Origin of the sequence: Microbacterium hydrocarbonoxydans, from assembly GCF_000956475.1 — a bacterium.
Taxonomy (GTDB): domain Bacteria; phylum Actinomycetota; class Actinomycetes; order Actinomycetales; family Microbacteriaceae; genus Microbacterium; species Microbacterium hydrocarbonoxydans_A.
On sequence record NZ_JYJB01000010.1, the window covers coordinates 696,926 to 710,919 of the forward strand.

A 13,994-nucleotide genomic window follows, 5' to 3' on the forward strand; every position below is an offset into this window, starting at 1 on the left:
TTCCGTCGTCGTCACACGGTGAGCGCGGAGATCCGTCGCTCCAGATGCCGCCTCACGGCTGGGTCCTCGGTCCGGATGAGCGCTTCGTGGAGGTCCGTGAGCGCCGAGAGCGGATCTCTGCACTGAACATCGAGCTCGGCGCGCACCGCGAAGGCCTGCGCCGCCGTGGTTCCGCGGAAGAGCGCCTCGTCGGCGTCCAGCTCCAGCCGCGCCGATTCGGGTCCGATGGCGGGAGCGTGCCCGCGGGCGACCAGTCGTGCCAGTCGTGACGACGGCGAGGGCCACAGGTCGACGAGCCCTTCGTAAAGCCGCGCGATCGCGTCCCAGTCCGTGTGCTCCCACTCCGCCGCGATCGCGTGGAGCCCGGCGATGCCGGCCTGCAGGGCGAAGCGACCTGTGCCGACAGTCAGAGCCCGGGTGGCGAGCAGCTCGCCTTCAGCGAGCATCCGCACGTCCCACCGCCTGCGGTCGGCGGCCGCGAGTTCCACGAGTTCACCGGCCGGATCCAGGCGCGCGGGCCTGCGGGCATGCGTGAGCAGAAGAAGTGCGAGCAGGCCGGCGGCTTCGGGGTCGTCAGAGCGGATGCGATGCGCGTCGCGGGCCAGCTCGATCGCGTCGGCGCAGAGCTGCGCCGCTTCGGCTCTGGCCGGTGCGTCATAGCCCACGGTGAACATCAGCGAGATCACCGAGAGAGCATCCGGCATCCGCTCGGCGACCTGGCGGCCGTCGGTCATCGCGAACCGGATCGACGACTCGTGCAGGTGACGCTTGGCCCTGGTCAGCCGCGCGGCCATCGCCGACTCCGTGACGAGCAGCATCGACGCGACGTCGCGCGTCGGGATGCCGCAGGCGAAGCGCAGCGCCAGGCCCAGCCGCGTCTCTTCGCCGAGCTCGGGGTGGCACACCGTGAGGATGAGCTCGAGTCGCTCATCGCCCGTGAACGCGAACTCCCCCGGGTCCACCGCATCAGGCGACGCGGCGTCGGCCACGAGCCGCGGATGAGCGCGCGCCGCCGTGCGCTCACGGCGGATGGTGTCGACGGCGATGCGCCGCGCCGCGGTGGTGATCCATGCGGCGGGATTGCCCGGCCCCTCCCCCGCGTTCTCCTGAGCGATCGCGCGTGCGAACGCCTCCTGCACGGCATCCTCGGCCAGCTCCAGGTCACCGGTGTACGCCGTGACCGCACCGAGGATGCGCCCGGCGTCGGTCCGGAACGCATCCTCGATGCGGATGTTCATCTCGGGTCGCGTGGTCAGGCGTCGACAGGCCGTGCGGCCTGCATGTCCAGGACCGGATGCAGGTCGAGCCAGCCGCCGGTGGGAACCATCGCGGCCAGTTCGCGCGCCTGCTCCGGCGAATCGGCCGTGAACACGTAGAACCCCGTGACGACCTCACGTGTCTCGCCGAAGGGGCCGTCGGTGAAGACGGGTCCGGCGTCGGACGGGCGGATGCGCACCGCCTCCGACTGCGGACGCAGCGGCACGCCTGCGGTGATGCGGTGACCGGCCTCGCGGACCGCGGCCTGGAAGGCCCGGTGGCCGGCGAGGTCTGCCTCGATGCGCGCGGCAGGAAGCACCGAGGGATCCCACTCCGGCTCGTGGATGATGATCATGTACTCAGCGGACATCTGCTGTCTCCTTCGTCGTGCGGGCTTCGCCCGTGGATGTCGAACACTGATACGACGTCGACGACCCGATGAAATCGACAGCCGCGTGCAGATTCTTTCGGAAATCCGCGAGGAGGGGAAGACACGACGACGCGGGAGGGGCGATCCGCCCCTCCCGCGTCGTGTTGCCTGTCGCTCAGACCTCGGCGAGCTCGATCTGCCGGAACAGGTCGGCGTCGATGGCGGTGCGCACATCGTCGAGAAGCTCATCCGAGACGGGCGAGTCGAGCGTCAGCACGCTCAGCGCCTGGTCTCCGGCCGCCAGGCGGCCGATCTGCATGCCGGCGATGTTGATGCCGGCCTCACCGAACTTCTGACCGTACACCGCGACGATTCCGGGACGGTCGGTGTAGAGCATCACGACGTGGTGCTTCTCGATCGGCAGCTCGAGAGCGTGATCGTTGATTCCGACGAGCTTCTCGGTCTGCTTGGGTCCGGTCAGCGTGCCCGACACCGACAGCTGGCTGCCGTCGGAGAGCGCACCCTTCAGCGTGATGACGTTGCGGTACTCCTCGCTCACGTCGTCCTTGAGCAGACGCACGGCGATACCGCGCTGCTCTGCGAGCAGAGGAGCGTTCACGTACGACACCGTCTCGCTGACGATGTTCGTGAACACGCCCTTGAGGGCCGCGAGCTTGAGCACGCTCACGTCGTAGTCGTTCAGCTCGCCGTGGACCTCGACGTCGAGGCTCGTGAGCGGCGAGGTGGCCAGCGCCGAGAAGATCTGGCCGAGCTTCTCGACGAGCGAGATGCCGGGGCGCACGTACGGGTCGATGACGCCGCCGGCGACGTTGACCGCATCGGGCACCAGGTCGCCGCCGAGGGCGAGACGCACCGAGCGAGCGACCGAGACACCCGCCTTCTCCTGCGCCTCGTCGGTGCTCGCCCCGAGGTGCGGGGTGACGACGACGTTGGGCAGCTCGGTGAGGGCACGCGCGGTGCTGCCCTCCGCGGGCGGCTCCGAAGTGAAGACATCGAGGCCGGCGCCCGCGATCTCGCCCGCGTTGAGGGCGTCGATCAGAGCCTCCTCATCGATCAGACCGCCGCGGGCGACGTTCACGACGTAGGCGGTCTTCTTCATGGCCTTGAACTGCTCGGTGCTGAGCATGCCCGTGGTCTCGGGCGTCTTGGGCATGTGGATCGTGATGAAGTCGCTCTCCGCGACGAGCTCCTCGAGCGAGAGCAGCTGCACTCCCAGCTGCTGCGCGCGAGCAGACGTGACGTAGGGATCGTAAGCCACCACACGCATGTCGAACGCGGCGAGGCGCGCAGCGACGAGGGCGCCGATGCGGCCGAGGCCGATGATTCCCACGGTCTTCTCGAAGAGCTCGGCGCCGGTGTAGGAGCTGCGCTTCCACTGACCGGCCGACAGAGAGGCGTGCGCGGCCGGGATCCGGCGGGCGAGGCTGAGGATGTGTCCGACCGTGAGCTCGGCTGCAGAGACGATGTTCGAGGTGGGCGCGTTGACGACCATGACTCCGGCGGTGGTGGCCGCCTTGATGTCGACGTTGTCGAGGCCGACACCGGCGCGGGCGACGACCTTCAGCTTCGGGGCGTGGGCCAGCGCCTCCTCGTCGATGCGGGTCGCCGAACGGATCAGCACCGCGTCCGCCTCCGCGAGAGAGGCGAACAGCGCCTCCCGATCGGTGCCGTCGACGCTGCGGACGTCGAAGTCGGGGCCCAGGGCCTCGATGGTGGCGGGAGAGAGTTCTTCGGCGATGAGCACAACAGGCTTCGGCACAGTGGATCCTTCGGGGCAGCGCGACATGCGGGAGAGGGCCGATGCGCCGCACACCATGGGGGCGCGATCACGTCAACTGTACCGGAGCCGCTCCGCTACCCCGTGCCGTGTGTCGGCGCAGGTCAGGAGGTCTGCAGCACGAGGTCGCTCATGTTCAGGATGCTGTACCCGATGAGGTCGAGCCAGAACACCGCCACGAGCGCGAGCCCGGCGAGCAGGACGAGCGCGTACTCCCCCAGCCTGCGCCTGCGACCGATGACGAGCGCGAACGAGAACACCAGCGCGGGGAACAGCACGCCGAACCCCAGCGTCAGCCAGCCGGCGCCGGTGAGACCGCTCTGCGCCATCGAGACGAGATGCGCGACGGCGTTCCAGATCGCGTAGGCGTAGAACAGGCCTGCGATCCCCGTCACCACCGAGACCACCCAGCGTGGAGCTCGAGAGGCCGAGACGGTCTCGCTCATGACCCGATCACCCCCACCGTCACGAATGGCCAGGGCACGAGCAGCACGACCCCGAGCAGCAGCACGCCGACCCTGATCCACGAAGCCCTGCCGCGCGTGAGCACCCATGTCGTCAGGAACCAGATCGCCGGAGCTGCGATCGCGAGCACGAACCAGGGCAGGAACATCGCATCATCCACGATCAGATTCGCCAGCGGCTTGAGCCGAAGGCCGCCGATCGCCCAGCCCACGGCGTAGAGCAGGTAGACGCCGCCGATCACGCCGAGAAGGAGCAGCATCGTCGTGCTGAGGCCTACGGGCTCCTCCGCATCGGGCGCTGCTGCGGCATCCCCCTCGCTTGTCGCCTCCTCGACCGGCCCGCTGCCCTTGCCCACGGCCTTCCATCCCTGGGGCAGCGCGGCCGCCGGTCTCGAGGCGGCGTCATCGCCGTCCCACGTGAGGGCGTCATCGGAATCGGAGCTCATGCCCCCAGCGTAGAACACCGGTTCCACTAGGCTCAGGGAATCATAGGGCTGCACGCGCTCGCGCGGCAGGGGGAAGGGATGCCGGAAGTGGCAGAGAACAAGAGCAACGAGGTCGCCGAGCCTGCGGCGAACTGGAAGCCCACGGCCGAGGCGAAGTCGAAGGCGACGACGTTCCGCTGGATCGCGGCCGTACTGTGGGCGGTCGCGATCGCCGCCGAGGCGGTCGCGATCTTCTGGCTGCTCCGGCAGCGCGAGTACACCGGCCAAGACGGAGAGCTCGTCCGCGACCCCGACACCGGACTGCTCTCCGAGCCGGGTGTCACGGCGCACTTCCCCCAGTGGGCGTTCATCACCCTTCTCGTGCTGCTGGTGGTGATCGCGGCGCTGTCGATCATCGGATCGATGCTGTGGAAGAAGGCGAACCGTCTGGATCCCGCCCGCAGGGCCGACACCTTCCGCTTCTTCGTCCAGAATCAGCTGGGCGCCATCATCGCCATCGTGGCCTTCCTGCCGCTGATCATCCTGATCTTCCTGAACAAGGACATGGACAAGGGCCAGAAGACCACGGCGGGCATCGTCGGCATCGTCCTGGCGGCGCTGGCTGTGATCCTCGGCGTGGACTTCAACCCGCCGTCCGTCGAGCAGTACACGGCGGACCAGTCGACCGTGATCCAGCTGCTGGGCAAGGACGAGGTGGTCTGGGTCGACGGCGGCCAGGTGTACCACGTGTGCGACTCCGTCTCGGATGTGCAGACCGGCAGCGAGATCCGCACAGGCACGACGGCCGAGGCGATCGAGTCGGGCAAGAGCCGTCTGACGCTCGAGTTCGCCTCCGAGCTGAAGAAGTGCGACCTCGCCGTCCCGGAGAACTCCGCCGAGATCGTCGAGGCTCTGCGGGCGATCCGCGACGGTGCGACCGAGACGACCCTCCCTGCTCCGGTGTGGGCCGATCCCTCCGATGCGCCGATCGAGATCCCGGATGCCGCCGAGCCGGAACCGGAGCAGACGCCCGCCGAGTGATCAGTCCCTGCTGAGCGCGTCGACGAGCCTCTCCTGAGCGGAGAGGAGGTGGGCGCTCAGCAGGTCGGCGGCGAGATCTCCGTCTCCTGCCGCGACCGCGTCGAGCATGGCCGCGTGCTGCGCCGCGATCTGTTCGGCATCCAGCAGCCTTCTGCCCTGCACCTGGGCCATGCACAGCCGCACCTCATCGAGCACGCTGCGATACATGCGCCCCGTCCGGTCGCTCTCGAGCGCATCGATCAGTGCGGTGTGGAAGCGCAGATCGGGGTCGACGGTCGCGGGATCGGGTCCGGGGGGCATGGCGAGCAGTTCGGCGTTCGCGGTGCGCGCGGCGTCCGGCACAGTGCGGAATCGCGCGAGCTCACGCAGCGCCGCACTCTCGAGCCGTGCCCTGGTGCGATAGACGTCGCGAACCGTGTCGGCGTCGATGTCGACGACGCGGGCGCTGCGATGCGCCGTGCGTACGAGCAGGCCGCCGGCGACGAGCTGCTCAATCGCCGCCTTCGCGCTGGGCCGGGCCACCCCGAACGTCTGGGCGACGGCCGCCTCGGTCAGCGCCGCTCCGGATGGGATCTCACCGCTCAGGATCTTCGTGCGCAGCTGGGCGGTGACAGCATCCACCACGCCGATCACTCCCAGAGAGGCATCCGTCGTCATGCATCCAGCCTAGTGAAGCGACCAACTGTCGGTACACTTGTCAGACAATCCTGTTCTCAGTGAGGAGCACCGTGTCGACAACGCTCGCCGAACCCCTGGATCCCGCGCTTCTGGGACCGTCGACCGAGGTGCACGTGCGCTCGATCGACCGCTTCGCTCGCGCTCACGATGCCTCGCACTACCTGCTGATACCCGATGCCGTGATCTCTCCCGTCGATGCGGAGGGCGTCGCGCGCGCCTTCGCCGCCACTCGCGCAGCCGGGCGCACGCTCACCTTCCGCTCCGGAGGCACGAGCCTGTCCGGCCAGGGCATCAGCGGCGACATCCTCGTCGACACGCGCAGCCACTTCCGCGACATCGTGGCGGCGGATGACGGCGCCTGGGTGCGGGTGGGCCCGGGAGCGACCGTCCGGCAGGTGAACACGCGTCTCGCCCGGTTCGGGCGCAAGCTCGGCCCCGACCCCGCGAGCGAGATCGCGTGCACGATCGGCGGCGTCGTCGCGAACAACTCCAGCGGCATGGCCTGCGGCATCGTCGAGAACTCATACCGGACGATCGAGTCGATGGTGCTGGTGCTGCCGAGCGGAACGATTCTCGACACCGCTGCACCCGATGCGAATGAGCAGCTCAGGTCGACGGATCCGGAGATCGCCGACGGGCTGCTGATGCTTCGGGAGCGCCTGCTCTCCTCGCCATCGAACGTCGCCTTCGTGCGACACCAGTTCTCGATGAAGAACACCATGGGCTACGGCCTGAACGCGCTGCTCGACTTCGACGACCCGGTGCGCATCCTCGAGCATCTTGTGATCGGCTCCGAAGGCACGCTGGCCTTCGTCGCGGAGGCGCGCTTCCGCACGATCGAAGTCCGTCCGGCGATCGCCACGGGACTCCTCGTCTTCGAGACGCTGTCCGATGCGATGGCGGCGCTGCCCGACCTGGCGGCGCTCGGGCTCGCCACCATCGAGCTGATGGATGCGTCCTCGCTGCGGGTCGCGCAGGGACTCGCCGACGTCCCAGCCGCGATCGCCGCGATCGACGTCGGTGTGCACGCCGCTCTTCTCGTGGAGGTGCACGCCGGCGACGCCGCCGAGCTCGACAGCGACGCAACGAGGGCGCTCGCCCATTTCGGGATGCTGCCCCTCGCGGTACCGGCGAGCCTGACCACGGATGCCGCGGAGCGTGCTGCGCTCTGGCACGTGCGCAAGGGGCTCTACACCGCGGTCGCCGGAGCGCGCCCCTCAGGAACCACCGCGCTGCTCGAAGACATCGTCGTTCCCGTCGACCGGCTTCTCGCCACGTGCGAGCGGCTGGTCGGGCTCTTCGCCGACCACGGGTACGAAGGCTCGGTGATCTTCGGCCACGCGAAGGACGGCAACGTCCACTTCCTGCTCAACGAGCGCTTCGACGACCCATCCAGCGTTGAACGCTACCGGCGCTTCACCGACGATCTCGTCGACCTGGTGCTCGGCCAGGGAGGATCCCTCAAGGCTGAGCACGGCACCGGCCGGATCATGGCCCCGTTCGTGCGCAGGCAGTACGGCGACGAGCTCACCGACATGATGTGGGAGATCAAGCGCCTGATCGACCCGGACGGCATCCTGAACCCCGGGGTCGTTCTCTCCGACGACGCGGACTCCTTTCTGCACGATCTCAAGCGGGTGCCCACGGTCGAGAAGGAGGTGGACCGCTGCGTCGAGTGCGGCTACTGCGAACCCAGCTGTCCGAGCAGGAGCCTCACGCTTACGCCACGTCAGCGCATCGTGCTGCGCCGGGATATGGCCTGGGCGGAGCAGCAGGGTGACATCCGGCAGCTCGCCGAGCTGCGCGCCGACTACGACTACGACGGGGTCCAGACGTGCGCTGTCGATGGCATGTGCGCAGTCGCCTGCCCGGTCGACATCAACACCGGCGACCTGGTGCGCCGGCTGCGGGCCGAACAGAGCTCGAAGATCGAGGACGGACTGTGGGATGCTGCGGCCAGAGGGTGGGGTGCGATCACCCGCGTCGGCGGGCTCGCCCTGACCGTCGCCGATGCCCTGCCCGCACCCTTGGTCACCGGCGTCACCAAGGGTGCTCGAGCGGTGCTGGGCGATGACACCGTTCCGCTGTACGACGCGGGCCTGCCGCGCGGCGGATCGACGTCTCCTGCAGCTGCGACGCCCCCAGACGCGGAGGTCGTGTTCTTCGGGGCCTGCATCGGGACCATGTTCGGCGCCGAGGGCCACGGCGCAGGTTCGAGGGATGCCGTCATGACCCTGCTCTCGAGAGCAGGCATCCCGTTCGTGGTTCCCGGGCACACCGGATCGCTCTGCTGCGGCACCCCGTGGAAGTCGAAGGGACACCTCGCCGGCTATGACAGGATGACCGAGCGCACCCTCGCCGCACTCTGGTCGGCGAGCCACGAGGGCCGGCTGCCGGTCGTCTGCGATGCCGCATCGTGCACCGAGGGGCTTCATGTGATGCTCGCGAAGGCGCGCGACGAGCACCCCGAGTACGCGGGACTCGAGATCGAAGATGCGACCGCCTACCTCGCCCGCGAGGTGCTCCCCCGCCTGGACGTGTCACGCAGCCTCCGCAGGATAGCGGTGCATCCCTCCTGCTCCACGACCGCGCTGGGCGCGACGCCCGCCCTGAAGACCATCGCCTCCGCTGTCGCTGAGGAGATCTACGTGCCAGAGGACTGGGGATGCTGCGCGTTCGCCGGCGACCGGGGGATGCTGCACCCCGAACTCACCGCGAGCGCGACCGCCGTGGAGGCCGCCGAACTGCGCGGGGCCGAGCGCGAAGGAGCGTTCGACGCCTTCGTCTCCGCCAATCGCACCTGCGAGATCGGAATGACGCGGGCGACCGGACGGCCGTACCGCCACATTGCCGAGGTGCTCGAGGAGTGCAGCAGGCCGACTCAGAAGTGAGAAGAGCTCCCCGATCCGGAGAAGCTGCCGCCACTCGATCCGTATCCGGTCGACGATCCGCCCGAGGAGAACGAACTGCTCGCGGCGGCCGCACGATCTGATTCGACCCTGCTCACGCCTGCGCTGTAGCCGGCACCGAACACGATCGGATTCCAGAACTGGCCCGGGCCGTAGACCGTGTCGAGGATCACCCCTGACCGAGGCTGCGCAGACCGCCGTTCGCGCTCCATCGCGGCTTCCATCGCCTGACGCTCTTCGTTCGTCTTCGCGTACACCTCGATGAGAGCCCTCGAGTGCTCTCGGAGCAGACGAGACAGCTCGGCACGCAGAGACTCGAGCGCCTCCAGCGCGGCCTCCGGAGTGATGGTCTGGGCTCGCAGGCCCGCCCCGAGCTTCTCGATCTCAGAATCCGCCGATGCCTGGAAGCTCTCGAGCGCCTGCACGGATGCCGAGCCCTGGGCGGCCGGATCGGCCGTCAGCGCCGAGATCGCTCGCACGTCTTCGCGCACGGGCTCGGCCTGCGCCGCCCATGCCCTCTCCCACGTCGCCGAGCGTGTCAGCAGGGCCGCCGCGTTGACGATGGCGTCGTCGACGAAGTCCATCTCGGCCGCCTCGTCAGCGAACTTCCTCGCCTGTTCGGGACTCCCCGACCGGGATCGCTCCCTCTTGCTCAGCGCCTGCAGGCGCTGCTGCTCTTCGACGGCGCCGTAGTACCGTCCGCTGAAATCATGGAACCGCTGCTCGAGTCGCTGCGCGAACGATGACTCGCGCGGAAGCGTGCGCGCAGACAGCTCGGTCATGTCGAGATCCATGGTCACGGCGGTGAGGTGCTCTCCTCCACGCGTGAGCTCCCGTGCGAACTTCTCACGCCTGCTGGCACGAACGGCGACGATGCCGATCCAGGTTCCGATGCCGGCGACGCCGGCGACGGCCGTGGTGCCGATGAAGCCGGGCGAGGCATACCACGGGCGGTTGATCAGAGAGGCCGCCTTGGTCACACCCGCGATGATCCCGTCGGTCCAGAAGGCAGCTCGGAAGTCGTCCTTCGCAGCATCCTGGATCGAGGTCTGATCGTCGAGCGAGACAGTGCGATCGTCGCCGAAGTAGGTTCCGACCTGACGTCCGTCGGGGTCGAGCGCGAAGATGAACAGGCCGTTGGCCCATTTCTGCCCGTCGGCGCTGATCCACTCCGGGTGCTCGGTTCGCGCATATTCGAGCACCTTCTCGTTCATCTTGTCGTCGTACTCACCGCTGTACGTGTAGATCACCACGGTCGTCGGCTCGTAGAAGTCGACGCCAGAGAGCTCCTGCTCCAGGCGCGGCACGTCGAGCCTGCCCGCGGTGTCGATGATCACGAGATCGTCGTCCGCGGCGGCCATAGCTCCGAGGGACGGGACGACGATCGACAGGATGAACAGGAGGACTCCGGCGAGAACGGATCCCGCGCGGGCGGCTGGTCGCGACATGCCCCCACCCTAACGACAAGAGGGCGCCCCCGAAGGGACGCCCTCTCAGTGTCACCGGTCAGCGCGCAGCGCTGCCGTCGACCCAGGCCCGAAGGGCCGGCGGCCGCGACAGCGGCCCGACCAGCACAGTCTTCCGAAGGCTACGGCGCCGTCAGCGCGCAGCGCTGCCGTCGACGTAGTCCTCGTCCTGCTGCTTCCAGGCGAAGAGCGCACGGAGCTCCTTGCCGGTCGCCTCGATCGGGTGCTGCTCCTCCTTGGCGCGCAGCGCCAGGAACTCCTGGCCGCCGTTGTCCTGGTCCTCGATGAAGCGCTTCGCGAAGGCACCCGACTGGATGTCGGCGAGAACGGCCTTCATGTTCTCCTTGACGCGGGCGTCGACGACGCGCGGGCCGGAGACGTAGTCGCCGAACTCAGCCGTGTCGGAGATCGACCAGCGCTGCTTGGCGATGCCGCCCTCCCACATGAGGTCGACGATGAGCTTGAGCTCGTGCAGAACCTCGAAGTAGGCGATCTGCGGCTGGTAGCCCGCCTCGGTCAGCGTCTCGAAGCCGGCCTGCACCAGGTGGCTCATACCGCCGCACAGCACGGCCTGCTCGCCGAACAGGTCGGTCTCGGTCTCTTCCGTGAAGGTCGTCTTGATGACGCCGGCGCGGGTGCCGCCGATCGCCTTGGCGTACGACAGGGCCGTGGCCCAGGCGCTGCCCGAGGCGTCGCGCTCGACGGCGATGATGTCCGGGATGCCGCGGCCCGCGACGAACTCGCGACGGACCGTGTGGCCCGGAGCCTTCGGCGCGATCAGGATGACATCGACGCCCTCGGGCGCGTCGATGTAGCCGAAGCGGATGTTGAAGCCGTGCGCGAAGGCGAGGGTCTTGCCCGCGGTCAGGTTCGGTGCGATCGACTCGCTGTAGATGGTGCGCTGGTGCTGGTCCGGCGCGAGGATCATGATGAGGTCGGCCCACGCGGTCGCGTCGGCGACGGTCTTGACCGGGAACCCGGCCTCCTCCGCCTTCGCGGCGGACTTCGAGCCCTCCTTGAGGGCGATCGCGACCTCGACGCCCGAGTCGCGCAGGTTCTGCGCGTGGGCGTGGCCCTGAGAGCCGTAGCCGACGATCGCGACCTTCTTGCCCTGGATGATGGACAGATCGGCGTCTGCGTCGTAGAAGATCTCGGTGCTCACTGTGTGTTTCTCCTTGGTTGTGGTTCTGCTTCGGGCCCTTCGCCAGGCTCAGGGACCCAGGTTCGTGTCAGCCGCGCAGGACGCGCTCGGTGATGCTCTTGCCGCCGCGCCCGATGGCGAGGAGGCCGGACTGGGCGATCTCCTTGATGCCGAACGGCTCGAGCGCGCGCAGCATCGCGTCGACCTTGCCCTTGTCGCCGGTGACCTCGATCACCAGGGCATCGGAGGCGTAGTCGACCACCGAGGCGCGGAAGAGGTTCACGACCTCGATCACGTTCGAGCGGGTCGAGTTGTCGGTGCGCACCTTCACGAGCATGTGCTCGCGCTGCACAGAGGTCGAGAAGTCCAGCTCGACGATCTTGATGACGTTGATCAGCTTGTTCAGCTGCTTGGTCACCTGCTCCAGCGGAAGGTCCTCGACGTCGACGACGACGGTGATGCGCGAGATGCCGGGCACCTCGGTCACGCCCACCGCGAGCGAGTCGATGTTGAAGCCGCGGCGGGCGAACAGCCCGGCCACGCGGGTCAGGAGGCCGGGGGTGTTCTCCACCAGCAGGCTCAGCACGTGAGTCGACATGGTCAGTCCTCCTCGTCGAAAGCGGGCGCGTGGTCGCGGGCGTACTGGACGTAGCTGTTGCTCACTCCCTGCGGCACCATCGGCCACACCATGGAGTCGGCGCTGACGACGAAGTCGATGACCACGGGGCGATCATTCGTCTCCAGGGCGAGCTTGATCGCCGCATCCACCTCGTCTTCCTTCTCGACGCGGATCGCGAGGCAGCCGTACGCCTCGGCGAGCTTGACGAAGTCCGGGATGCGCACGGTGCCGTGGCCCGTGTTCAGATCGGTGTTCGAGTGGCGTCCGTCGTAGAACAGCGTCTGCCACTGGCGAACCATGCCCAGGGACGAGTTGTTGATGATCGCGACCTTGATCGGGATGTTGTTGATCGTGCAGGTCGCGAGCTCCTGGTTGGTCATCTGGAAGCATCCGTCGCCGTCGATCGCCCACACCGGGCGGTCGGGCTCGGCGACCTTGGCGCCCATCGCGGCGGGCACGGAGTAACCCATGGTGCCGGCGCCGCCGGAGTTCAGCCAGGCGTTGGGGCGCTCGTACTTGATGAACTGCGCGGCCCACATCTGGTGCTGTCCGACGCCCGCGGCGTAGATTCCCTCGGGCCCGGTGAGCTCGCCGATGCGCTGGATCACGTACTGCGGAGCGAGCAGGCCGTCGGTCGTGGGCGCGTATCCGAGAGGGAACTCCTTGCGGAGCCCGTCGAGATACGACCACCATTCCTCGATGTCCGGCTTGCCATCTCCGATCGCGCCGCGGTACGCGGTCTCGAGATCGATCAGCACGTCGCGCACGTCGCCGACGATCGGCACGTCGGCCGTGCGGATCTTCGAGATCTCGGCGGGATCGATGTCCACGTGCACGACCTTCGCGTGCGGCGCGAACAGTGCGGCCTTGCCCGTCACACGGTCATCGAAGCGCGCGCCGAGCGAGACGAGCAGATCGGCCTCCTGCAGCGCCAGCACGGCGGGAACCGTGCCGTGCATTCCCGGCATGCCCAGGTGCTGGTGGTGCGAGTCGGGGAAGGCCCCGCGCGCCATCAGCGTCGTCACGACCGGTGCGCCGGTGGTCTCTGCGAGGTCGAGCAGCTCAGCCGCCGCGCGACCGCGCACCACGCCGCCGCCGACGTACAGGACCGGCTTCTTCGCCTCGGCGAGCAGGGCCGCAGCGGCCTGGATCTGCTTGCCGTGGGCCTTGGTCACGGGCCGGTAGCCAGGCAGCTCGTACTTCGGCGGCCAGATGAACGGCGCCGTGTCCTGCTGCGCGTCCTTCGTGATGTCCACGAGCACGGGGCCGGGGCGGCCGGTCGAGGCGATCTCGTAGGCCGCCGCGATCGCACCGGGGATCTCCGAGGCATCCTTCACCAGGAACGAGTGCTTGGTGATCGGCATGGTGATGCCGACGATGTCCGCTTCCTGGAACGCGTCGGTGCCCATGAGGGTCGAGAACACCTGTCCCGTGATCGCGAGCATCGGAACCGAGTCCATGTACGCATCGGCGATCGCGGTGACGAGGTTGGTCGCGCCGGGACCGGACGTCGCGATGCAGACGCCGACCTTGCCGGACGAGGATGCGTAGCCCTCGGCCGCGTGGCCCGCGCCCTGCTCGTGACGCACGAGGATGTGACGCAGCTGAGTCGCCGACATGAGCGGGTCGTAGACGGGGAGGATGGCGCCGCCGGGAAGGCCGAACACGTCTGTCACGCCGAGGAGTTCGAGCGTGCGGACGACGGCTTCGGCTCCCGTGATCTCCGGAGCGGCGGACTTGGCGGCGGGCGGTCTCGGCACGGCCGAGACGGAGTCAGCAGTCATGGGACTTCCTTACTGATGGTCTGGAGGCGACGTCGGATGCCG

12 protein-coding genes are annotated in these 13,994 nt (G+C 68.4%); 2 read left to right on the plus strand and 10 right to left on the minus strand.

Going from position 1 to position 13,994, the window contains the following annotated elements; all coding sequences use genetic code 11:
- Positions 1 to 11 precede the first annotated feature (11 nt).
- The 5 genes from RS84_RS15965 to RS84_RS15985 form a co-directional block, all read right to left on the minus strand.
- Positions 12 to 1,238 carry an RNA polymerase sigma factor gene (locus tag RS84_RS15965; protein WP_045258745.1) on the minus strand — a complete coding sequence of 409 codons (1,227 nt, stop codon included), beginning with the start codon at positions 1,236 to 1,238 and terminating at the stop codon, positions 12 to 14.
- Positions 1,239 to 1,252: 14 nt separating this feature from the next.
- Positions 1,253 to 1,627 (minus strand): YciI family protein, encoded by a 375-nt coding sequence (locus RS84_RS19370; RefSeq protein ID WP_045258746.1) that lies wholly within the window; start codon positions 1,625 to 1,627, stop codon positions 1,253 to 1,255.
- Positions 1,628 to 1,802: 175 nt separating this feature from the next.
- Complete coding sequence (gene serA / locus RS84_RS15975) at positions 1,803 to 3,407, minus strand: phosphoglycerate dehydrogenase (protein ID WP_045258747.1); 1,605 nt, start codon at positions 3,405 to 3,407, stop codon at positions 1,803 to 1,805.
- Positions 3,408 to 3,529: 122 nt separating this feature from the next.
- Complete coding sequence (locus RS84_RS15980; RefSeq protein WP_045258748.1) at positions 3,530 to 3,871, minus strand: hypothetical protein; 342 nt, start codon at positions 3,869 to 3,871, stop codon at positions 3,530 to 3,532.
- Positions 3,868 to 4,335, minus strand: coding sequence for a hypothetical protein (locus RS84_RS15985; RefSeq protein ID WP_045258749.1), 468 nt, complete (start codon positions 4,333 to 4,335; stop codon positions 3,868 to 3,870). Before RS84_RS15985 ends, RS84_RS15980 begins: the two co-directional genes overlap by 4 nt.
- 78 nt (positions 4,336 to 4,413) lie before the next feature.
- Between RS84_RS15985 and RS84_RS15990 the strand changes: the two genes are divergently transcribed.
- Entirely contained in the window at positions 4,414 to 5,355 is a 942-nt protein-coding gene (locus RS84_RS15990) for a hypothetical protein (protein WP_045258750.1), read from the plus strand.
- Here the strand turns inward: RS84_RS15990 and RS84_RS15995 are convergent, their stop codons facing one another.
- On the minus strand, positions 5,356 to 6,012 hold the full coding sequence (locus RS84_RS15995; protein WP_045258751.1) for a GntR family transcriptional regulator: 657 nt from the start codon (positions 6,010 to 6,012) through the stop codon (positions 5,356 to 5,358).
- A gap of 71 nt (positions 6,013 to 6,083) precedes the next feature.
- Between RS84_RS15995 and RS84_RS16000 the strand changes: the two genes are divergently transcribed.
- Positions 6,084 to 8,924 carry an FAD-binding and (Fe-S)-binding domain-containing protein gene (locus RS84_RS16000; RefSeq protein WP_045258752.1) on the plus strand — a complete coding sequence of 947 codons (2,841 nt, stop codon included), beginning with the start codon at positions 6,084 to 6,086 and terminating at the stop codon, positions 8,922 to 8,924.
- On the opposite strand, the gene RS84_RS16005 is transcribed toward RS84_RS16000, so the two are convergent.
- The 4 genes from RS84_RS16005 to RS84_RS16020 all read right to left on the minus strand — a co-directional run bounded on the left by RS84_RS16005 (position 8,915) and on the right by RS84_RS16020 (position 13,952).
- Positions 8,915 to 10,390 (minus strand): DUF5129 domain-containing protein, encoded by a 1,476-nt coding sequence (locus RS84_RS16005; protein ID WP_045258753.1) that lies wholly within the window; start codon positions 10,388 to 10,390, stop codon positions 8,915 to 8,917. The genes RS84_RS16000 and RS84_RS16005 overlap by 10 nt on opposite strands.
- Positions 10,391 to 10,541: 151 nt before the next feature.
- Positions 10,542 to 11,570 (minus strand): ketol-acid reductoisomerase, encoded by a 1,029-nt coding sequence (gene ilvC, locus RS84_RS16010; protein ID WP_045258754.1) that lies wholly within the window; start codon positions 11,568 to 11,570, stop codon positions 10,542 to 10,544.
- A gap of 67 nt (positions 11,571 to 11,637) precedes the next feature.
- Entirely contained in the window at positions 11,638 to 12,147 is a 510-nt protein-coding gene (gene ilvN / locus RS84_RS16015) for an acetolactate synthase small subunit (RefSeq protein ID WP_045258755.1), read from the minus strand.
- 2 nt (positions 12,148 to 12,149) lie between these two features.
- The gene (locus RS84_RS16020) at positions 12,150 to 13,952 is read right to left on the minus strand and encodes an acetolactate synthase large subunit (protein WP_045258756.1); all 1,803 of its coding nucleotides are present in this window, start codon (positions 13,950 to 13,952) and stop codon (positions 12,150 to 12,152) included.
- Between the last annotated feature and the right edge of the window lie 42 nt (positions 13,953 to 13,994).

What these genes read in the sequence shown, in the direction of transcription:
- ilvN (WP_045258755.1), bottom strand. Translation starts at nt 12,147, where the DNA reads ATGTCGACTCACGTGCTGAGCCTGCTGGTGGAGAACACCCCCGGCCTC.
- RS84_RS15980 (WP_045258748.1), bottom strand. Translation starts at nt 3,871, where the DNA reads ATGAGCGAGACCGTCTCGGCCTCTCGAGCTCCACGCTGGGTGGTCTCG.
- RS84_RS16020 (WP_045258756.1), bottom strand. Translation starts at nt 13,952, where the DNA reads ATGACTGCTGACTCCGTCTCGGCCGTGCCGAGACCGCCCGCCGCCAAG.
- RS84_RS15985 (WP_045258749.1), bottom strand. Translation starts at nt 4,335, where the DNA reads ATGAGCTCCGATTCCGATGACGCCCTCACGTGGGACGGCGATGACGCC.
- RS84_RS15965 (WP_045258745.1), bottom strand. Translation starts at nt 1,238, where the DNA reads ATGAACATCCGCATCGAGGATGCGTTCCGGACCGACGCCGGGCGCATC.
- RS84_RS19370 (WP_045258746.1), bottom strand. Translation starts at nt 1,627, where the DNA reads ATGTCCGCTGAGTACATGATCATCATCCACGAGCCGGAGTGGGATCCC.
- RS84_RS16005 (WP_045258753.1), bottom strand. Translation starts at nt 10,390, where the DNA reads ATGTCGCGACCAGCCGCCCGCGCGGGATCCGTTCTCGCCGGAGTCCTC.
- RS84_RS15990 (WP_045258750.1), top strand. Translation starts at nt 4,414, where the DNA reads ATGCCGGAAGTGGCAGAGAACAAGAGCAACGAGGTCGCCGAGCCTGCG.
- RS84_RS15995 (WP_045258751.1), bottom strand. Translation starts at nt 6,012, where the DNA reads ATGACGACGGATGCCTCTCTGGGAGTGATCGGCGTGGTGGATGCTGTC.